Annotated in this window: 18 protein-coding genes; 4 read left to right on the top strand and 14 right to left on the bottom strand. The window is 42.0% G+C overall.

From position 1 onward, the window contains the following. On the bottom strand, positions 1-2,409 hold the full coding sequence (locus B151_RS0110115) for a TonB-dependent receptor (protein WP_020403514.1): 2,409 nt from the start codon (positions 2,407-2,409) through the stop codon (positions 1-3). 134 nt (positions 2,410-2,543) lie between these two features. Then, positions 2,544-2,954 (bottom strand): DoxX family protein, encoded by a 411-nt coding sequence (locus B151_RS0110120; protein WP_040516907.1) that lies wholly within the window; start codon positions 2,952-2,954, stop codon positions 2,544-2,546. A 210-nt stretch (positions 2,955-3,164) separates the two neighbouring features. On the opposite strand from B151_RS0110120, the gene B151_RS0110125 reads away from it, so the two are divergent. After that, on the top strand, positions 3,165-3,704 hold the full coding sequence (locus B151_RS0110125) for a YceI family protein (RefSeq protein ID WP_020403516.1): 540 nt from the start codon (positions 3,165-3,167) through the stop codon (positions 3,702-3,704). 60 nt (positions 3,705-3,764) lie between these two features. Here the strand turns inward: B151_RS0110125 and B151_RS0110130 are convergent, their stop codons facing one another. Genes B151_RS0110130 through B151_RS0110140 form a run of 3 tightly spaced genes read right to left on the bottom strand, consistent with a single transcriptional unit; the run spans position 3,765 to position 6,146 of the window. Continuing rightward, positions 3,765-4,439: a LytR/AlgR family response regulator transcription factor gene (locus B151_RS0110130; protein ID WP_020403517.1), complete on the bottom strand. Its 675-nt coding sequence runs from the start codon at positions 4,437-4,439 to the stop codon at positions 3,765-3,767. Continuing rightward, a complete protein-coding gene (locus tag B151_RS18445) occupies positions 4,439-5,470 on the bottom strand; it encodes a sensor histidine kinase (RefSeq protein WP_020403518.1) in 1,032 nt (343 codons plus the stop codon). Before B151_RS18445 ends, B151_RS0110130 begins: the two co-directional genes overlap by 1 nt. Further along, on the bottom strand, positions 5,457-6,146 hold the full coding sequence (locus B151_RS0110140) for a hypothetical protein (protein WP_020403519.1): 690 nt from the start codon (positions 6,144-6,146) through the stop codon (positions 5,457-5,459). The genes B151_RS18445 and B151_RS0110140 overlap by 14 nt, the downstream gene beginning before the upstream one ends. A 194-nt stretch (positions 6,147-6,340) precedes the next feature. On the opposite strand from B151_RS0110140, the gene B151_RS0110150 reads away from it, so the two are divergent. Further along, entirely contained in the window at positions 6,341-7,366 is a 1,026-nt protein-coding gene (locus tag B151_RS0110150; protein WP_026166607.1) for an isoaspartyl peptidase/L-asparaginase family protein, read from the top strand. 169 nt (positions 7,367-7,535) lie between these two features. Here B151_RS0110150 and B151_RS0110155 read toward each other — a convergent pair whose 3' ends face one another. The 6 genes from B151_RS0110155 to B151_RS0110180 form a co-directional block, all read right to left on the bottom strand. Further along, entirely contained in the window at positions 7,536-8,324 is a 789-nt protein-coding gene (locus B151_RS0110155; protein ID WP_020403521.1) for a hypothetical protein, read from the bottom strand. Between the two features lie 99 nt (positions 8,325-8,423). Further along, complete coding sequence (locus B151_RS0110160) at positions 8,424-9,260, bottom strand: purine-nucleoside phosphorylase (protein WP_020403522.1); 837 nt, start codon at positions 9,258-9,260, stop codon at positions 8,424-8,426. Between the two features lie 60 nt (positions 9,261-9,320). Continuing rightward, a complete protein-coding gene (locus B151_RS0110165) occupies positions 9,321-9,986 on the bottom strand; it encodes a DivIVA domain-containing protein (protein ID WP_020403523.1) in 666 nt (221 codons plus the stop codon). 46 nt (positions 9,987-10,032) lie between these two features. Further along, positions 10,033-10,392, bottom strand: coding sequence for a hypothetical protein (locus tag B151_RS0110170; protein WP_020403524.1), 360 nt, complete (start codon positions 10,390-10,392; stop codon positions 10,033-10,035). A gap of 4 nt (positions 10,393-10,396) precedes the next feature. Then, positions 10,397-10,717 carry a hypothetical protein gene (locus tag B151_RS0110175; protein ID WP_020403525.1) on the bottom strand — a complete coding sequence of 107 codons (321 nt, stop codon included), beginning with the start codon at positions 10,715-10,717 and terminating at the stop codon, positions 10,397-10,399. A 55-nt stretch (positions 10,718-10,772) separates the two neighbouring features. Next, positions 10,773-11,477, bottom strand: a complete 705-nt coding sequence (locus tag B151_RS0110180; RefSeq protein ID WP_020403526.1) for a YggS family pyridoxal phosphate-dependent enzyme — start codon at positions 11,475-11,477, stop codon at positions 10,773-10,775. Between the two features lie 196 nt (positions 11,478-11,673). On the opposite strand from B151_RS0110180, the gene B151_RS0110185 reads away from it, so the two are divergent. Next, positions 11,674-12,735, top strand: coding sequence for a Nif3-like dinuclear metal center hexameric protein (locus tag B151_RS0110185; protein ID WP_020403527.1), 1,062 nt, complete (start codon positions 11,674-11,676; stop codon positions 12,733-12,735). 10 nt (positions 12,736-12,745) lie between these two features. After that, positions 12,746-13,480 carry a zinc ribbon domain-containing protein gene (locus tag B151_RS0110190; RefSeq protein WP_020403528.1) on the top strand — a complete coding sequence of 245 codons (735 nt, stop codon included), beginning with the start codon at positions 12,746-12,748 and terminating at the stop codon, positions 13,478-13,480. A gap of 105 nt (positions 13,481-13,585) precedes the next feature. On the opposite strand, the gene B151_RS0110195 is transcribed toward B151_RS0110190, so the two are convergent. The 3 genes from B151_RS0110195 to B151_RS19560 form a co-directional block, all read right to left on the bottom strand. Then, positions 13,586-14,728, bottom strand: a complete 1,143-nt coding sequence (locus tag B151_RS0110195; protein ID WP_020403529.1) for a DUF2911 domain-containing protein — start codon at positions 14,726-14,728, stop codon at positions 13,586-13,588. Between the two features lie 76 nt (positions 14,729-14,804). After that, complete coding sequence (locus B151_RS18450) at positions 14,805-15,452, bottom strand: DsbA family oxidoreductase (RefSeq protein ID WP_020403530.1); 648 nt, start codon at positions 15,450-15,452, stop codon at positions 14,805-14,807. A 121-nt stretch (positions 15,453-15,573) separates the two neighbouring features. Beyond that, entirely contained in the window at positions 15,574-17,382 is a 1,809-nt protein-coding gene (locus tag B151_RS19560; protein WP_020403531.1) for a PAS domain-containing sensor histidine kinase, read from the bottom strand. Between the last annotated feature and the right edge of the window lie 115 nt (positions 17,383-17,497).

Here is a 17,497-nt window from a genome sequence, read left to right on the forward strand (position 1 = left end):
CTATCTTCTGTTACTTCCACTTTCATTAGTGCCGAAATTGTAACGGAAGTTCAGCCGGAAACTTCTGCTCGACCAACTGTACTTACTGTTGGTATAGGAAGTGGGTTCAATGATCTCGCGATCGCTGTTTCTGGAATTAAAAAGGTCACGGACATTCAGTGATATTGAAGCCCTGCCATCCATAAGATCTTTAGAAAGTCCGCTTCCTACGAAAGATCGGGCTCCACGTGTTCCCTGTGTAGTTTGTTGCGCTCCGCGGAAAAAGATGTAAGACTGAAAATTCCAACCATCTAAGAATTGCCAGCGAACACGGAGTCTGCTGGTGAACGTCTCATCTTCACTGTCATAATTACGCCCTTGGTATGCCCCCTCCCGGTAAGATCGGTAAATGTTAAGGCTTCCCGAAAGTTGAAGTCCGTCAAATAATTCCTGGTCAGCTGAAAACTCAACACCCCAGGCATCTTCAGTGGCAAGGTTGATCGGAGTTCGGGTGGTAATACCATCTTCTATGATAGAGACATCTTCTACAACCTGCGTACGGTGGCGATAATACACGCTTGTTAAAACAGAGCCGGATTCCCAATATCGCAAATAACCGAGTTCATATGAATCACTGAATTCCGGCTCCAGGTTAGGGTTGCCTGCACGGCGGTTACGCTCATCCTGAATTTCAATAAACGGAAGTAACTCTCCTGACCAGGGTCTGGAAATACGACGGCTGTAACTGCCCTGAAATGAATTCAATTCATTTAGCGTATAGGACAGAAAGAGACTTGGAAACAAATTGGTGTAGTTTTGAGAACTTTCATTTCCTGATCGATCCAACTCAGTTTCTATGAGCGTATTCTCGGCCCTTAAACCAATTTGGTAAGTGAACGGCTCGAGCTCTCCGGAGTAAATAGCATAAGCGGCATTCACACTTTCCAGGTACATAAAGTTGTCAGCAATGCCGGCATTATCGGGAGAATTGACCCACTGCCCGTTTCGAAAGTCCTCAACCCGATAATCATTGTCTTGCCAGTCGTAATTAAAACGAAGGCCGGCTTCGAATCGTCCGGCTTCACCAACAGGTTGTTCGTAATCCATATCAAAACGAGCCTCGCGGTAAACTTCTCCGGAAAAAGAGCGTTGTTGAATTTCATCTCCCGTTCCCTGCTGAATCACCTGATCAAAATCCGTATTGCCGTTTTCTTCGCCAAATTCGAAATCAAGATCGGCCACTAATTGATGATCTCTGTTTTCGTTGAATGTTTTTTCGTATTGGGCTCTGACATCAAAATCGCTTTCACGCTGTTCTTCTAAAATGTTGCGATCGGTGCGCCGAATGATATCCCAATTTTCACTGATAGTTTGATAGACCCGATCATTATCAGGATCATAGTCTACATAGCGGGCAATTCGGTCTTCAGTTTGTTTTTCGAGGTTGATACGAGATTCTACGGTTAGGATCTGATCGTACGGCAGAAAGATATCGGCTCCCAAATTGATATTTGCCTCACGTTCGATCTCATCCGTTTCAGTTCTTTCACTGTAGGCATACGTGGTATCGGCACTAAAGCTCTGAAATGTACGACCGGTTTCCGGCTGATTTTCATATTCAACTTCCGTATTCAAAAACCAATTTACTTTGCGGCGCTGATAGTTAAAATTTCCACCGATCCCATAATCCTGTGGATACCCGGTATTGGCCCGAACACTTCCATTGAATCCAAGTTCGGCATTATCAACCAATATAATATCGATGATACCGGCAGTTCCATCGGCAGAATATCGTGCAGAGGGATTCGTGATGATTTTCACCTCTTCGATCAAACTGGCGGGAATACTGCTGAGTGCATCCGTTCCATTTCTGACCAGATTAGAGGGGCGGCCATTGATTAGAACCTGCACTCCTTGATTTCCCCGGAGACTTACGTTACCCTCAAAGTCGGTTGTAATGGAAGGCACATTGTCGAGTACATCCAAAGCAGAGCCGCCCATACTGGTAATGTCTTCCTGTACATTAAAGCTGCGGCTGTCGAAGTTCATTTGCATATAGGAACGCTCTGCCTGAACTTCCACATCTCCCAGGCTTTCCTGAGTGGGATCTAATGAAATGGAGCCTAAATTGTAAGCCTGTCCTTCAGATAAAGTAACCTCACTGGAATATTCTTTGAAGGATAAAAAAGTAATGCGGATCTCATAGGTTCCGGGTTCAATATCCAGTGTAAAATTGCCGTCCACACCGGTTGCTGTACCGGATATGATTTCTTCTCCATCCGGCTCATACAAAGCCACGGTAGCGTTTACCAGTGGATTGGATTCATTATCAAGTACTGTTCCCGTTACCTTTGCTTCCTGAGAATAGGCTAAAGCACTGCCCGCTATATGAATACAAGCAGCAATAACCAGCTTAAAAATTGATTTCATGATGACAGGTTCTTGCTCCGATCTAATTAATAGTCGTTTGTGTAATGAAAATTCAGGCATAATAATGCCTGAATTTTGAACAAAACCTGCGAAAAACGAATGTTTAAACGGTTTTTTACAAATTCAGGGCCGAATCAAGAGATCTTGTTATCAACAGAGAATTTACCGGGCCCCGTAAAGAGGATAACCACGAACATCAACAGGAATAAGAGAGACTTTTCCTTAGTGTTGAATGGGTCACCGGCATGAGCAAAGAAAAAGGCAACAGACATATTGATGGCTAACACAATGGCAGAAAAGCGGGTCCACAATCCAACGGCTACAAATAGGCCACAGATTCCTTCCGCAAAAGCAGCGAGAATAAGAGAAAGCTCAGGCCCTATCCCGATGGGGTCTCCAAAGGAAAAATCTCCGGAAAAAACTTTCATGAGTTTTGGTAAACCATGAGTAAAGATCAGCGCTCCGGCGCCAAAACGTAACAGAAAAATGGAATAATTAAGGCTGATAAACTTATTGAAGTCGGTGGAAAGTAATTTTTTAAACATGTGAAAAATATTGATGAATGAATATGAATCTAAAGAACTCAAAAATACCCAAAAGCGTTTGAGGGTCAATAGCTTTTGAACTGTAAAAAAGTGTTTACTTAATTTTTATATGGCGTTGATAGGAACTTTCTATTGTGAGGAGAAGTTATGAATGATTAAATTAGTTCAACATTAAACTATTTAATACTAATCAATATAAATTATTCAATTATGGCAACCTGGAATATTGACCCTACTCATTCAGAAATACAATTTAAAGTAAAGCATCTTGTGATCTCAACTGTTACCGGCTACTTCCGTTCTTTTAACGGTTCGGTTGAAACCGAAGGAGATTCTTTTGAAGGTGCAAAAGTAACTTTTGAAGCTGATATTGACAGCATCGACACGAATCAGAAAGATCGCGACACGCATCTGAAATCAGATGATTTCTTCAATGCAGAGAAATTCCCAAAAATGAAATTTGAATCTACCTCATTCAAAAATACCGGTGGTGATGAGTACGAACTCACCGGTAATCTGACCATCCGCGACGTAACCAAAGAAATTACGCTGGATGTAACGCACGGCGGAACCGTTGGCGATCCATACGGCCAGACCAAAGCCGGATTTGAGATCAACGGAACCATCAACCGTAAGGAATTCAACCTGAAATGGAATGCAGTAACTGAAGCCGGTAACGTAGTTGTTGGCGACAATGTGAAGCTGCACATGAATGTTCAGGTAGTTGAGCAAGTACCTGCTGAGGCATAAAATTAGCTCCTATTTGTACCCCGAAAACAAAAGGCGGTCGTTGAAAGCGACCGCCTTTTTTTATGCAGTATATTTTCTTAAAAAATCTTCCCGGTATGATTTTCCGATAGGGAACTGCTTTTTATGGATGTGCACCAAATTGCCTTCCACAAAATCAATGTGGCCGAGTGATACAAGGTGGGATCGGTGAATGCGAATAAACTGATCTTCCGGAAGCTGACCACAAAATTCCGTAAGCGTTTGGTAGAATGTAATTTTTTGTTCTTTGGTATGAACCGTGATGTAATCCCCGCTGCTTTCCGCAAACAAAATATCCTGGAAAGCCACACGAAATAATTTTCCATCGGCTTTTATGGTGATGTATCCATCAGCAGAATTTGAATCGGTTAACGAGCGAGATGCTTTTTCCACCGCCTTCAAAAAACGGTCGAACGAAAAAGGTTTCAGTAAGTAATCCACTACATCTAAGTCATAGCCTTCCAGGGCGTATTCAGAATAGGCCGTCGTGAAAATTACTTTGGGAGGATGGACCAGGCTTTTAAGAAATTCAATTCCTGACAAACGGGGCATATTTATATCAAGAAAAAGCAGGTCGACTTTATTTTCCTTCAGTACCGACCGGGCTTCAAGGGCATCCTTGCACTCACCGATCAATTCCAGCTCGTCGGTATCTTTAATGTAGGTTCGTAGAATGTCGCGGGCAGCGGGTTCGTCGTCGATGATAAGACAGCGCATTAATCCAGCTCCAGTTTTAATTCCAAATTATAGGTGCTTTCACTTTTCTTAATCTCCAGAGAATGTCGATTGGGATATGCAAGTGCAAGCCTGCGTTTTGCATTTTCAATTCCGGATCCTACTCCGTTTTGTGTTCGGGGCGAATCTATGAAAAACGTATTTGAGCACGTTAATGTAAGTTGCTTTCCCAGTACCAAAATTTTAATAGCAATGAAGGCATTCTCGTCTGTAAGGTCGGCATGTTTAAAACTGTTTTCGATGAAATTGATTAGCAACAAAGGTGCAATTTTTTGTGAACTGATCTCGCCGTCTAAAATAAAGTGAACTTTTGTGGGATCATTCAGCCGCTCTTTATGCAATTCAACGAAATTTCGAATGTAGGCTACCTCTTCTGTCAGCAAAACCTGATCTTCCTCCATTTTATCCACCACGTATCGTAGCATCTCCGAAAGTTTGAGAATAAGTTCCGGCGCTTTTTGGGATTTTTTTAACGCCTCATTGTAGATTGTATTCAAAGAATTAAATAAAAAATGGGGGTTAACCTGAGCTCGTAAGGCTTTCAATTCGGAAGCTACTTTCTCTGTCTCAAGTTCAGCAACCCGGTTTTTGGCTTGAACACCTTCAAACCAAGAGCGGGCAAATTCCAGCGAAGAACTTACCAACAGAAATAAGATGGCAAATCCAATCACCTCCAGGGGAGTGTAAACACCCACCAGATAATAATTGGGAAAAAGCCACTCAGAGAGATATCGAAATGAAATGTGATACAGAGACATGGGAAAAAGAATCAGCAAAAACATGCTTAAGCTGTACAACCAAAACCGTGATTTTGCCAAATAATTTGGGATGAAGTGATAGGAATGGATGGTGACGACGATAACAAAAGGAAGCAAAAACAAAAAGGTATATATCACATCAATAGTTCGAACTTCACCGGTTCGGCTAAAGGCTTCTAGTGCTATATAAAATGAAACCGCCCAGAAAAGGAAGTAACTGAGAAGTTTTTTAACATTAATTTTAGGGAGCTTCATAATCAGTTCGCTTTAGAATAATAGGGTCTTCATATGCATCCTTTACCTTGCCGTACTTTTCAATAAACTGACGCAACTCTTTGGTGGAGGCAGTAACCAGTATTTCATTGGAATCATCGAATTCTGAAACTACGACTTCATGTTTAATGCGAATTCGATTATTCTGAATTTGATCTTTGATCCATGAGCTTGCGAGGGGTTCCATGGTCAATTCATTCCCTTTGAGCTGAAAACGAGAAAAGGTATTTACATTAAATCGGTGAGACTCCACAAAAGCAGAACTCAAACCCAGATCGACATCAAGGATCTTTAGATTGAGGAATCTGTCTCCATTAATTTCTCCTATCATACCTAAAAATAAGGTGGGTTTTGAATTAACAGCCTGTTTGTTCTCAAAAAGTACTAAATAAGCATTCATTCCAAGACTGTCTTCTTCACCGGGATCAAAAGAGATGTCTTCGTCCGGATATTGCCGCATCAAGTCAGCAACCATTTTCGGATTTTTATCAGAAGCAAAGGTCCAGCGCTGGTCTTCCGTTTCATACACACCATCAAGCCCATCCACGAAAATGGCATCTTTAGAAGCAATAAGGGGGTGAACCGATTTCAAAAAACAGCCTGACATAGAAAATATCAGAACAATTAAAATTGCAAGTTTGGGTAGAGTTTGTCTCATGATTAAAGCATTTGTTGAGGTTGTGCCTCAAAGAAATGAAGGTAATCGAATCCGAAGAAATTTTTTCGATGAATGGAGTTAATTACTCGACGAATGAAATTTTCATGGGTTTAAAATGAGTAAATCAGGAAAGCAATGCTTTAATCTTGAATAAATCTGTGGTATAATCTCTTGAAACCTAATCAATTAAAGCTATGAGAAAACTAACTACGATCTTTACCTTTTCAATCATGTTGCTGATGATTGGTTGCCAGCAATCTGAGCAGTCGGGTAATTCCAATCAGCAAACCAAAGAATGGGCCATTGCATTACATGGAGGTGCCGGTTATGTATCAAAAGATATGCCGGAGGACAGAAAGCAAGCTTATCTCGAATCTCTTGAAGAAGCGTTGGCAATAGGTTCTGAGATATTGGAAAACGGAGGCTCAGCCCTGGACGCAATCGAGAAAACAGTGAATTACCTTGAGGATAATGAATTGTACAATGCCGGAAAGGGAGCGGTTTTTACTTCAGAAGGAAAAAATGAGTTGGATGCTGCCATCATGGACGGTTCAACACTTAATGCGGGAGCAATAACCGGAGTAACAACCGTGAAGAATCCAGTATCTCTGGCCCGCAAAGTGATGACAGAATCGAAGCATGTGTTTTTCTCTGCAGCGGGTGCTGAAGCATTTGCCGATCAGGTGGAGGTTGAACGGGTAGACCCGGAATATTTTTTTACCGAAAGTAGATATCAGTCTTTGCAAAGAGCCCTGGAACGTGAGAAACAAGAATCGAGCAATTTGCTTGACACTCCGGAAGAGAAAGCCTGGAAATATGGAACCGTTGGAGCGGTTGCCAAAGATAAAAATGGAAACCTGGCGGCAGCCACATCAACCGGCGGTATGACGAACAAGAAATTCGGCCGTGTGGGAGATGTTCCCATCATAGGGTCCGGAACGTATGCCAACGATGAGGTAGCGGTGTCAGCAACAGGCTGGGGAGAGCGGATTATGCTGAATGTTTCTGCACACACGCTGGCTTCTTACTACAAGTTTAAGAATGCTACTTTGCAGCAGTCCATGGATTACCTGGTAGATGATGTACTTGAGCCCGGAGATGCCGGTTTTATAGCCGTGGATAAATATGGCAACTTCTCGATGAAAACAAATACCGGCTCCATGTTTCGTGCAGCTACCGACTCGGAAGGAAATAAAGAAGTGGGTATCTGGGAAGATTAGTACAACGCAGGACAGGCAGCTTGTCCGTCCGGTTTTAGTTCAAACTTCCAATCACTATGAATTTAGGCGGACGGGCTGTCCGCCTTTCTTTTTTAAAAGCTAATTATTCGCAAAAATTAGCATCATCGGGGTTCTGACTTATTTTGGGATTCCACTCAGTGGAAGGTCTTTACTCCAATCCCAGGCGAAACTGATCCCTTAATTCCTGAATATAGATCCCAATATCATTTCGAAGCTCAAACAACCGGGCATGCAGATCTTGATAGAGTTTTTTGGAGAACAGTGATTTCTTGAAGCTCTGAAGAAGTTCGAGGGCATGGTTGGCGCAATTCAGCGCTTTTTTGGAGTAGGCAATATTAGCGCCGATATAGTCCTGATCAAAACCAAAAGAATGACCCCCGGCAATTTTTGCACCTATCTTCAAAACCTCATCAACAAATTCCTGGAACTCTTTGGATTGATGTTTTGGGTGGATTGATTCTGCCATTTTCAGGATATCTACTGCCAGGTCTTTGGCATCGAGGTAAATATCAAGGCTTTCCAACTCGGCGTAATCGGAGTACATGTAGTCGTCGCTCAGGCTCTTCCATTCGTCCCCTTCATCAAAATCATCGAGATCGTCGTCCTCGTCAAAATCCATGAAGTCTTCCTGATCCATGTTAAAGCCAAACAGAAAATCTTCATCGTCCCACTCATCCTCCTCATCTTCCCAATCATCTTCATCTTCGGGAAAATAAGCTTCGTCCATGAGCAGCTCTTCTTCAACATAAGCTTCAAAAGCATCGTCTTCATTTTGACTTTCTTGCAAAAGCGTAATCCATCTCGGGGTATTCCCTTTAGGATCTGAGGCTATAAACTTTCGAAGCTGTTCACTCTTTTTCTCAACTTCATTAAGGTGAGCTTCCCATTTGAATTCATCCCACTGTTCGTCGTCGAATCCATCAAAATGCTGGTGCATATAGGCAGGCAATTGGTTGGTGTTTATTATAAAAAAGGAATTGTATAACGGAATGCAAGACCTTGTGGAAAAGTAACGCTTTTTGTGGATAAATAGTTGTTAGAGTCTCTCTAAAACACTAATAATTACCTGGGTCATTTTAGGCTCCGCCATAGCTGCTGCAGCTAACACATCTTCTATATCAACAGGCTCAAGGGCATCCGGAAAGCACTCATCAGTGATCACGGAAATCCCTAAAACATCCATTCCCATGTGCACAGCCGTAATAACTTCAGGAACGGTGCTCATTCCTACTACATCGGCACCCAGGTTTCGCATATACCGGTATTCTGCTTTGGTTTCCAGCATGGGACCGGTAACGGCTAAATACACTCCCTGGTGCATTTTTATAGAATGATCGAGGGCCACATTTTCAGCCAATTCGAGCATGCGCTCGGTGTAAGGCTCGCTCATATCCGGAAAGCGGGGGCCCAGTTCTTCATCGTTGGGTCCGATAAGGGGATTATCTCCCTGGAAATTAATATGATCCCTGATCAGCATAATATCACCCTTACGAAAATTCGGATTCAATCCGCCGGCCGCGTTACTTACCAAAAGCGATTGCGCCCCAATAGCTTTAGCCACCCTAACCGGAAATGCAATTTGCTGCATGGTGTAGCCTTCATAATAATGGAAGCGGCCCTGCATGGCTACCACTTCCTTCCCTCCTAAAGTGCCAAAAATGAGTTTACCCGCATGGCTTTCAACCGTTGAAACGGGAAAATGAGGAATTTGGTCGTAACTGATCACGTGTTGGGTTTCTATCTCGTCTGCAAGCTGACCGAGTCCGGTTCCAAGGATCAATAAATACTCAGGCTGAAAGTCAGTTTCATTTTTGATGAATGCTACTGCTTCGTCCCTTTTCTGGCGGAATTCTTCAACCGTATCGTATTTCATAAAGTGTTTTTTGGAATAACTTCAGAAGTGATTTTAATAGAAATGAAAATACGCCAAGTACTAATCTATTTCATCTAAAATATCATCAAGGCGATCGCTGCCGGGAGGAAAGGCATGATCTTCCTCTTCTTCGTTTTGTTCTTTGGCAGTGCGGTTATCTGAATCACCTTCCGGTTCATTTTCATCAAGCATAAATTTAAGTTTGCTTGTTGATTTTTTTGAGCTTTCCAGGGATTCTTCCAGCGGTTCTTCTTTAGGAAGTTTAAAGACTTCCATTTCATCTTTGCTAAATTGATCGACGGATTTTTTAGCGTTTTCCAGGTAATTGGTCATGCCATTTATGATCTCTTCCCTCCGATCCAGCAAGCGCAGTATACTTTGGCGAATTTGTTGGCGATTGTGGTTGGCATCCTGAATAATGGCATCGGCTTCCATTTCCGCTTTTTCGATCATGCTTTTGGCTTCCTGGCGCGCCCCGGAAACCTTCTGCTCCATAGATTCTTTTGCGGTCTGAAGCGTTTCATGAAGGGCATCCTCAACGCGCTCGTAATGTTTTACGCGATCTTTAAGCTTCTCGATCTCCTGCTCAAGTTCCTTGTTTTTATTCAGCAGGTGCTCAAACTCGTTAGATACCAGTGTTAAAAAAGCCTGTACATCTGCCGTGTCGTATCCCCGAAGCCCTTTTTCAAAAGTTTGTTGTTTAATTTCCAGCGGAGTGAGTTTCATAAAGCAGTGTTTTTAGTCGTCCTTAATAGCGTATTTAAAATAACATTTATTCATTTAACATGTTGCGCAGGTTCCCTTCATTTTTATCATCATTTTTTGAGCTGCTTCGAACCTCTTCTTCCTCAATTTCGATCTCTCCCATTGTTTTTTGTTCCCTGGATTCGCTAAGGCGGTAATTTTCTTCCTCTAATTCTGCGACAATAGTTTCCAGGTTTGTGATCCGTCGTTCTGTGTTCTTCTTGAACTCACCAAGTGCTTTAAAAAACTGGGGGTCAAGATTCGAACCACTTCCTTTACGATTTATCCACTGTTTAATAAGACTGTATACCCCCCAGAATAAAAAAGAGGCAAATCCTATTCCGCCAATAAGGGCAATTATGGCAACTACCATTTCTTCAAACGACATACTTTCAGTTCCTCAAATTGTTTTTGATGTTGGAAGTTGTACCGGTATGCTCAGAGGTGTCTTTAAATTCCTCTTCGATCTCTATCTCACCTAAAGGGCTTTTTGTGTCATCTGATGGGCTGGATCTTCTTTCTGCAGAGGCGGCTTCAAGGGTCTCTACCCGTGATTTCAAATTGTGCACGATCTGACGCAATTCTTTTAGCTCACGGGCACTGCCCATTCGCTTTTCTTCCATTTCAAGTTCCTTTTCTTTGTAAGCATAAATGAGTCCGCCGCCGACGGCTACGATAGCCACAATGGCAAACCAAGGGAGTCCAAATAACATAACGGTAGAATTTGATTATAAGTGGAATTAACAATGAAAAATAGTACGCGTCAAGTTAATCATAGTTGCGCTCTCCAAATATGGCACTTCCAATTCTTACCATAGTAGCTCCTTCCTGAATAGCCACTTCCATGTCGTTGGTCATTCCCATGGAAAGGTGTTCAAGTTGAACGCTTCCCTCGTTGTATTTTTGATGTTCATCAAAAAGCTCTTTAAGCAACTTAAACTCCTGCCGGACATCCTCAGGATCATCTGCAAAGGTTGCCATGCCCATCAAACCCCGAACCTGAACGTGGTTATAATCTTGAGCGGATTCTAAAATAGAAGACAGGTCTTCGGGTTTACACCCGCCTTTTTGTTTTTCATCACTGATGTTGACCTGAATGAGTGCATTCACTACTCGATTTGCCTGTGCTGCCCGCTTCTCTATTTCCTTTAAGTACTTTGCTTTCTCTACGGAATGAATCCAGTTTACGCGATCAGCAATATATTTGATCTTGTTGGTTTGGAGGTTGCCAATAAAATGCCAGACAACTTCAGGCATATCTATTTCAGCCATTTTATCCTCCAGCTCCTTCATCCTGTTTTCTCCAAAATGAAGCTGACCTGCTGAGATAGCGGTATAAATATCATCAACAGGTTTGGTTTTACTGACCGCCACCAGCGTAATGTCCTTTGGATCTCGTCCCGCGTCTTTAGCGGCGGCTTCAATTTTTTGCTGAATGGCTATAAGATTTTGGGCGATATCTTGATCACTCATAACAAAAGAAGACTTTTTTTAGCATTTTCACTAATTAAGCATAAGATAAGCTTTTATCATTCATGAATAACCCTTATTTTTGGAAGCTCTTAAGACATCGTAATTACTGGTTAATTTTTGATATTGACGAAACTGAAATCCATAATTCCACCCCTCGATAGGTTGTCGGGTTATAAACAACAGGGGGATAGATAGCATGGCCACCCAAATCCGGCAAATATCTACCTTCCTCAATCAGTGGGCACCGCCTCAGGTGAAAATGGATTACGATAACGTCGGATTACTTGTAGGAGACCCAGAGGCCAGTGTTTCTTCCATTCTTACCTGTCTTGATGTGACCGATAAAGTGGTAGCAGAAGCTATCGAAAAAGGTTGCGAACTGATCGTTGCTCATCACCCGCTTATTTTCAGTAAAATTGGAAGCATTAACCCAACCGATGAGCAAGGGCGCATCATATACAAGCTGATCAAAAATGATATTGGGTTGTTAGTAGCCCATACAAATCTGGATGCAGCTCTTGATGGCGTTTCCTTTGTATTGGCTAATATGCTCGGGCTCGATAACCTTCGCTTCCTGGATAAAAATTACGATATAAGCAGAAAGATAAGGCTTATCACTACTCATGGTGATAGCGATGCTGTCCTGAAATTGTTGAATTATCATTCCGCTGAAGAAGCCCATTATTTCGAAGTCGATAGCCGTGAAGAGGGATTGAAGTGCTTTGAAGCCATCATAGATCAGCATAACGTATCGGTACTTGAGAAAGCCTTGAAGAATGAAGGGATGTTAAAAGAGGGAAGTTTTCAGGTGATAGACCTGGCTTCCACTTCGCAAAATTTTGGTATGGGCGTTATAGGGGAATACCCTGAAGAAGGGATTGGAAAAAATGAATTTTTACACTTGGTCTCAAAAGCATTGAATGTGAGAGCCATCCGGTATTCCGGTGATGTGGATCGTATTGAAAAAGTGGCCGTTTGTGGAGGAGCCGGAGTATTTTTGAAGAATAAGGCCATTGCATCCGGAGCACAGGCATTTGTAACAGCAGATATTAAATACCACGAATATTTTACCGAGAAAGAGAACTTCCTGCTGCTCGATGTAGGACATTATGAAAGCGAATTTCCCATTGCAGAAGCTTTAAAAAATGAATTAAGCGCTGCATTCGAAGAACTTGAAGTATCAGTTACCCGAACTGAAACCAACCCGATGCAGGTGTACGTGTCGGATCCTGAACCGAAAACTATTCAACCAAGTTGAACCTCACTCCATGAAAGAAGTATTACAAAAATTAGCCAACCTACAATACATAGACAGTCGAATAGATGAATTAAAGCAATTGAGAGGCGACCTTCCTGAAGAAGTACTCGATCTTGAGACTGACATTGCCCGAAAAGAGGCAAAATTAAATAGCCTGGAAGAAGAAGACCAGAACCTTACAGTTGAATATGACAGCCTTCAGCTGGATCTGAAAAGTGCAAAAGAGAAGATCGAGAAATATGAAGATCAGCAGCTGAATGTTCGTAACAACCGCGAGTATGATGCCCTTACCAAGGAAATTGAGGCACAAAAGCAAGTGATTGAAAATGCGGAATCTCGTCTTCAGGAAATAGAAAAACGCAAAGAAGCGATCGGCCCGGAAATTGAAGAAGCCCAAAAAGAACTTGATGAGGCTAAGGAAGCATATGATGAAAAGAGCAGCAGTCTTGACGATGTTGTGAAATCAACGCAGGAAGAGGAAGACCAACTGCTTGAAAAACGCAAAGAAGTAGAAGAAGAGATCGATGATCGTTACCTGCGTAGCTATAACCGCCTTCGTAATGGGTTGACCAATGGAATGGCTGTAGTAGCAATGGATCGCGGCGCAGCCTTGGGTATGGCCTTACCTCCTCAAACTCAAGTAGAAGTTCGCCGCAAGAATAAGATCATCATTGACGAAAACAGTGGCCGGATTGTTGTGGATCAATCCTTTTTTGACCACGCCAAAAAGGAACTCTCTATCTGACCTTGATCAGCATATTATTAAAAACAAAAAGGGAAGTCGCAGTGACTTCCCTTTTTTGTTAGCACACATATATGAAAGGCGAATCAAAAAATCTGGCGAAAACTGTTATTGAACCCTAAAGTCTGAGTAAAAGACGGTGTTGCCCCAGATCAGATTAAGTCGCCCTCCCTCTTCAGTCTCTTCAACCGTAATGGTAAAAGCTTCTGTTGTATCTTCTTTGATACTGATTTCCATAGGAACCCGGCCGAGATCCCTTGATTCATCGTAAGTCTGCCCGTTTTGTCCGGTTTGTTTATTGATAATCAAAGTACCGCCTTCAGGTTCAGGAATAGTGAATAGGGTATACTCGCCGGCGGGTACTTCCAAATCACCAAACATAAGGTCCTCAGAAGTATAAAAATGAGTAGCGCGGTTGGCTCCTGTTCTCCAACGCTCGCCCCAGGGCACGATATTTCCAAATAACTCTCTTCCACGTTTTTGGGGTGAACCGAAATCAACGCGAAAATTAGTTCCTTTGAACTGAAATTCGGCGGAAACCGCCCCGGAAAGTTCCCCGACCGGGTTCCGGGCAAAGCGTTCAGCCAAAGCATTCATATCTAAATCGTCAACACGATGGACCTTAAGTTTGCGGGTAGTTAAGCCGGCATCAAGGTTTTGGATGCCCCCTTCTGCAGTCACATCTACGCCCATGACGCCCCGAAAGGGGTGGCGAATGGTCATGGAGTCTCCTTCTATGGTTGCGATCACAAAATCTGAGATGCGGTTACCGGAAAGCATCGGCTGGCTAACAGTGTCTTCGCCAGCTTCAACGGCATTCCGGAAGGCTATCTCGAAAGGCCAGTGTACCATATCTATAAATGGCAATGTGCCCGGTTCATAAGGAGCCATATAACTGTTGGTTTCACCGTCTTCCCCTAAAGTACTTACACGGAGACTATCCCCATTCTTGATGATACTGCGGGCCGTAGCTCCTTCATCCGAAAAACCAAGCGAGGGAATATGGTCGGTCTGAAGCATGCTTTCCATACCTCTGTATTCATCAAACTCCATTACATAGGTAGAAATTTGGGTTTCGGGACTTCGTAAAATAACCCGGGTGGTTATGGTTGAATCAGTTATCGTGAATTCTTCAACTGCTAACGTATCATTACCTAACAGGGTAACAAAAGCGGCCCGGTTGGCAGAATCATACGAATTACAAGCAGTGAACAAAGTAGCAGTAACAAGTAGTAATGCTAATTTTTTCATGACAGTAAATTTATTTGAGTTGAAATTGAATCTATTTCAAAAAAATATAAAAGTTGACGCAGAGGCTTTTAAAAGCCTAAGAAATAACATTCTTTTCTTCAGCATCAATTTGTTTAAGGGCGTCAATAAATACAGAAACCGGTTGTGCCCCGGAGAGTCCATATTTTTCATTAATGTAAAAGAAAGGGACTCCCTGCACTCCAATACGATGAGCTTCCTCCACGTCCTTCATCACCTGATTGGAATACAAATTTTTTGTCAAAACTTCTTTGGCTTCATGACTGTCAATACCAACATTTTCTGCGATCTCGATAAGCTGTTCCGAATCACCCACATGTTTGCCTTCTACGAAATAAGCTGAAAGCAATGCCTCCTTCATTTCATCTTGTTTACCATGAGATTTGGCTAAATGTAGTAACTGATGTGCATTAAAAGAATTGGTGGGTTTTACGGCATCCATATCATAGTTAAGACCGGCTGCAGAGGCCATCTCAACCATGTTTGCATTCATCTCTTTAGCCCAATTTCGGTCACGTCCGTATTTCTTAGCAAGGGTATCATAGATATCAAGATCGGATTGTGTAGGGGCATTCGGATCCAATTCGAAACTTCTCCAGTTTATTTCTACTTCTAAGTCGGAAAGTTCTTCCAACGCTTGCTCAAGATGCCGCTTGCCGATATAACAAAAGGGGCAAACTACATCAGACCAGATATCTATTTTCATTGATGTTTTCTTGATTAAACTCTAGTTACTTAAACTCATTAGGGCGCAATAACATTCATGTTATAGATACAAAACATTCAAATAGAATGGATATGTTTGTTTTTTATCCACCCATCTGCGGTTATGTGAGGCATAGGATAAATTTAGTCCCCTCGCCCGGAGTGCTTTTCACTTCAATATGTCCGCCCATGCTCTCAATTTGATTCTTGGTGATAAAAAGCCCGATACCTTTTGCATCGTCGTTATCATGGAAGGTTTTATACATACCAAACAGATCATCTCCGTGTTTCTGGAGATCTATGCCCTTTCCGTTATCAGATATCTCAAGCCAAATATGATCGTCTTTTTCATATGCGTTCACCTCAACTATTGGAGAACGGTCTGGATGGCGGTATTTGATAGCATTAGAGAAGAAATTCAACAAGATACTCTCAAGGTATACAGGATTATAGCTGAAAGTGAAGTTTTTGGGAACCTGTACAATGAGTTTTGCATCATTTGAATCGATCTCTGTGGTCAACACTTCTTTTGTTTTTTTAATAAACTCAACAAGATTAACTTCCCGCTCTATTTTTGCAGACTTGTACTGCTCATCTATAATCTCATTTAAGTCTTTAATAGTTTCCTTTAGCCTTTCTGAGGCGATACAAAGATGATCAAACAGCTGTTTTCTTTCATCCTGGGAATCTTCTCCTTTAAAACATTCAATAAGCATTGAAATAGAACCGGAGTGATTCCTTAAGTTGTGAGATACAATATGAGCAAAGTTCTTGAGGCGTTTATTCTGTTGACTGATAATATCCAAGGTTTCACTCAGTTCTAACTCTCTGTTCTTTAGTTTGGTGATATCAGTGACAATGGTAAGCGCAACCGTTTCTCCGGATTGATGATGTTGAAAAGGAATCTTAATGGACTTATTCCAAATTTCCTCTCCTGCGGGGTTCGTGGTTTTATCTTCGGGGGTATAAACCGTTTCGTTATGATCGATTACAAAGCGGTCTGTTTCTAAAAAAAGCTTGGCCATTGATGGAGATAAGCCAAGGTCTTTATCGGTTTTGCCAATGATCTCAGATTTTTCCATTTGGTAAAAATCGGCCGTAGACTGATTCACAAAAAGATATTCCCCCTCTCTGTTTTTCATAAAGATCATGTTTGGGTCGGTGTCAAAAACAGCCTGCAACTGAGTTCGGAGCCTCTCATTTTGCCGAAGGGCCCTTTTTTGTTCAGTTACATCTGTTGCAATCCCAAATGTGCCAATAATGGTATTTTGATCATCATATAATGGGAGTTTGCTGGTAGAAGTCCAGGTCGTAGGCTTATCTTTTTCAGCATAGACTTCTTTCTCGGTTTTGTGAATAATGGGTTCACCGGTTTCAATGATCTTTTGCTCATCTTCAAAAGCTTCCTGAGCATGGGAAAGGTTGAAGAAATCAAAATCCGTTTTACCGATAGCTTCATCAGTACTTTTGAGGCCTAATTTTTTTGCACAGGCTTTATTGATAGCAATGAATCGGCTTTCCAGATCTTTGAAAAAAACACTATCCGGCAAACTGTCCATTAGTTGCTGATAGAATTCAGGATGGTTAGGCAGTTGTAATTTTTGAGGTTTCCGGAATACAGGGCTCGTTACACTGCCAATGACAAGAGGTTCTTCAGCAGTAATTCTTTGGCCCTTCCAGCGGAATGTGACTGTGGCCGGAGATTCATTTAGTTGATGGTTGGTTTGTATTTCGAAAGGAAGCCCGGTCTTACGCACCAAAGCATTGTTGATCGCTTTCTTTATCCGTACAATTTCAGAGGTATACATAAAGCTTTTTGCCTGGTCCTCTGAAATAAAACAGTGATCAAAATGCCGATAAAGATCGTGCCAAAACGGTGCGCCGATCTCAAACAGGTCTTCTTGTGTATTCCATCTCCAATAAGCATCCATATTACTGTTGCTTTCGTCTTTTTTAAATGCTGATTTTTAACCTAAAGCAAGGCTCATATCTCTATGAACCGCAAATTCCTAAATAACCCTAATCAACAATTTAAAAATAACCCTT

The organism is Gracilimonas tropica DSM 19535, assembly GCF_000375425.1.
In the GTDB taxonomy this organism is placed as follows: domain Bacteria; phylum Bacteroidota; class Rhodothermia; order Balneolales; family Balneolaceae; genus Gracilimonas; species Gracilimonas tropica.

Excerpts from the sequence above, each read along its gene's own strand:
- B151_RS0110115 (WP_020403514.1), bottom strand. The coding sequence starts at position 2,409 with ATGAAATCAATTTTTAAGCTGGTTATTGCTGCTTGTATTCATATAGCG.
- B151_RS0110120 (WP_040516907.1), bottom strand. The coding sequence starts at position 2,954 with ATGTTTAAAAAATTACTTTCCACCGACTTCAATAAGTTTATCAGCCTT.
- B151_RS0110125 (WP_020403516.1), top strand. The coding sequence starts at position 3,165 with ATGGCAACCTGGAATATTGACCCTACTCATTCAGAAATACAATTTAAA.
- B151_RS0110130 (WP_020403517.1), bottom strand. The coding sequence starts at position 4,439 with ATGCGCTGTCTTATCATCGACGACGAACCCGCTGCCCGCGACATTCTA.
- B151_RS18445 (WP_020403518.1), bottom strand. The coding sequence starts at position 5,470 with ATGAAGCTCCCTAAAATTAATGTTAAAAAACTTCTCAGTTACTTCCTT.
- B151_RS0110140 (WP_020403519.1), bottom strand. The coding sequence starts at position 6,146 with ATGAGACAAACTCTACCCAAACTTGCAATTTTAATTGTTCTGATATTT.
- B151_RS0110150 (WP_026166607.1), top strand. The coding sequence starts at position 6,341 with ATGAGAAAACTAACTACGATCTTTACCTTTTCAATCATGTTGCTGATG.
- B151_RS0110155 (WP_020403521.1), bottom strand. The coding sequence starts at position 8,324 with ATGCACCAGCATTTTGATGGATTCGACGACGAACAGTGGGATGAATTC.
- B151_RS0110160 (WP_020403522.1), bottom strand. The coding sequence starts at position 9,260 with ATGAAATACGATACGGTTGAAGAATTCCGCCAGAAAAGGGACGAAGCA.
- B151_RS0110165 (WP_020403523.1), bottom strand. The coding sequence starts at position 9,986 with ATGAAACTCACTCCGCTGGAAATTAAACAACAAACTTTTGAAAAAGGG.
- B151_RS0110170 (WP_020403524.1), bottom strand. The coding sequence starts at position 10,392 with ATGTCGTTTGAAGAAATGGTAGTTGCCATAATTGCCCTTATTGGCGGA.
- B151_RS0110175 (WP_020403525.1), bottom strand. The coding sequence starts at position 10,717 with ATGTTATTTGGACTCCCTTGGTTTGCCATTGTGGCTATCGTAGCCGTC.
- B151_RS0110180 (WP_020403526.1), bottom strand. The coding sequence starts at position 11,477 with ATGAGTGATCAAGATATCGCCCAAAATCTTATAGCCATTCAGCAAAAA.
- B151_RS0110185 (WP_020403527.1), top strand. The coding sequence starts at position 11,674 with ATGGCCACCCAAATCCGGCAAATATCTACCTTCCTCAATCAGTGGGCA.
- B151_RS0110190 (WP_020403528.1), top strand. The coding sequence starts at position 12,746 with ATGAAAGAAGTATTACAAAAATTAGCCAACCTACAATACATAGACAGT.
- B151_RS0110195 (WP_020403529.1), bottom strand. The coding sequence starts at position 14,728 with ATGAAAAAATTAGCATTACTACTTGTTACTGCTACTTTGTTCACTGCT.
- B151_RS18450 (WP_020403530.1), bottom strand. The coding sequence starts at position 15,452 with ATGAAAATAGATATCTGGTCTGATGTAGTTTGCCCCTTTTGTTATATC.
- B151_RS19560 (WP_020403531.1), bottom strand. The coding sequence starts at position 17,382 with ATGGATGCTTATTGGAGATGGAATACACAAGAAGACCTGTTTGAGATC.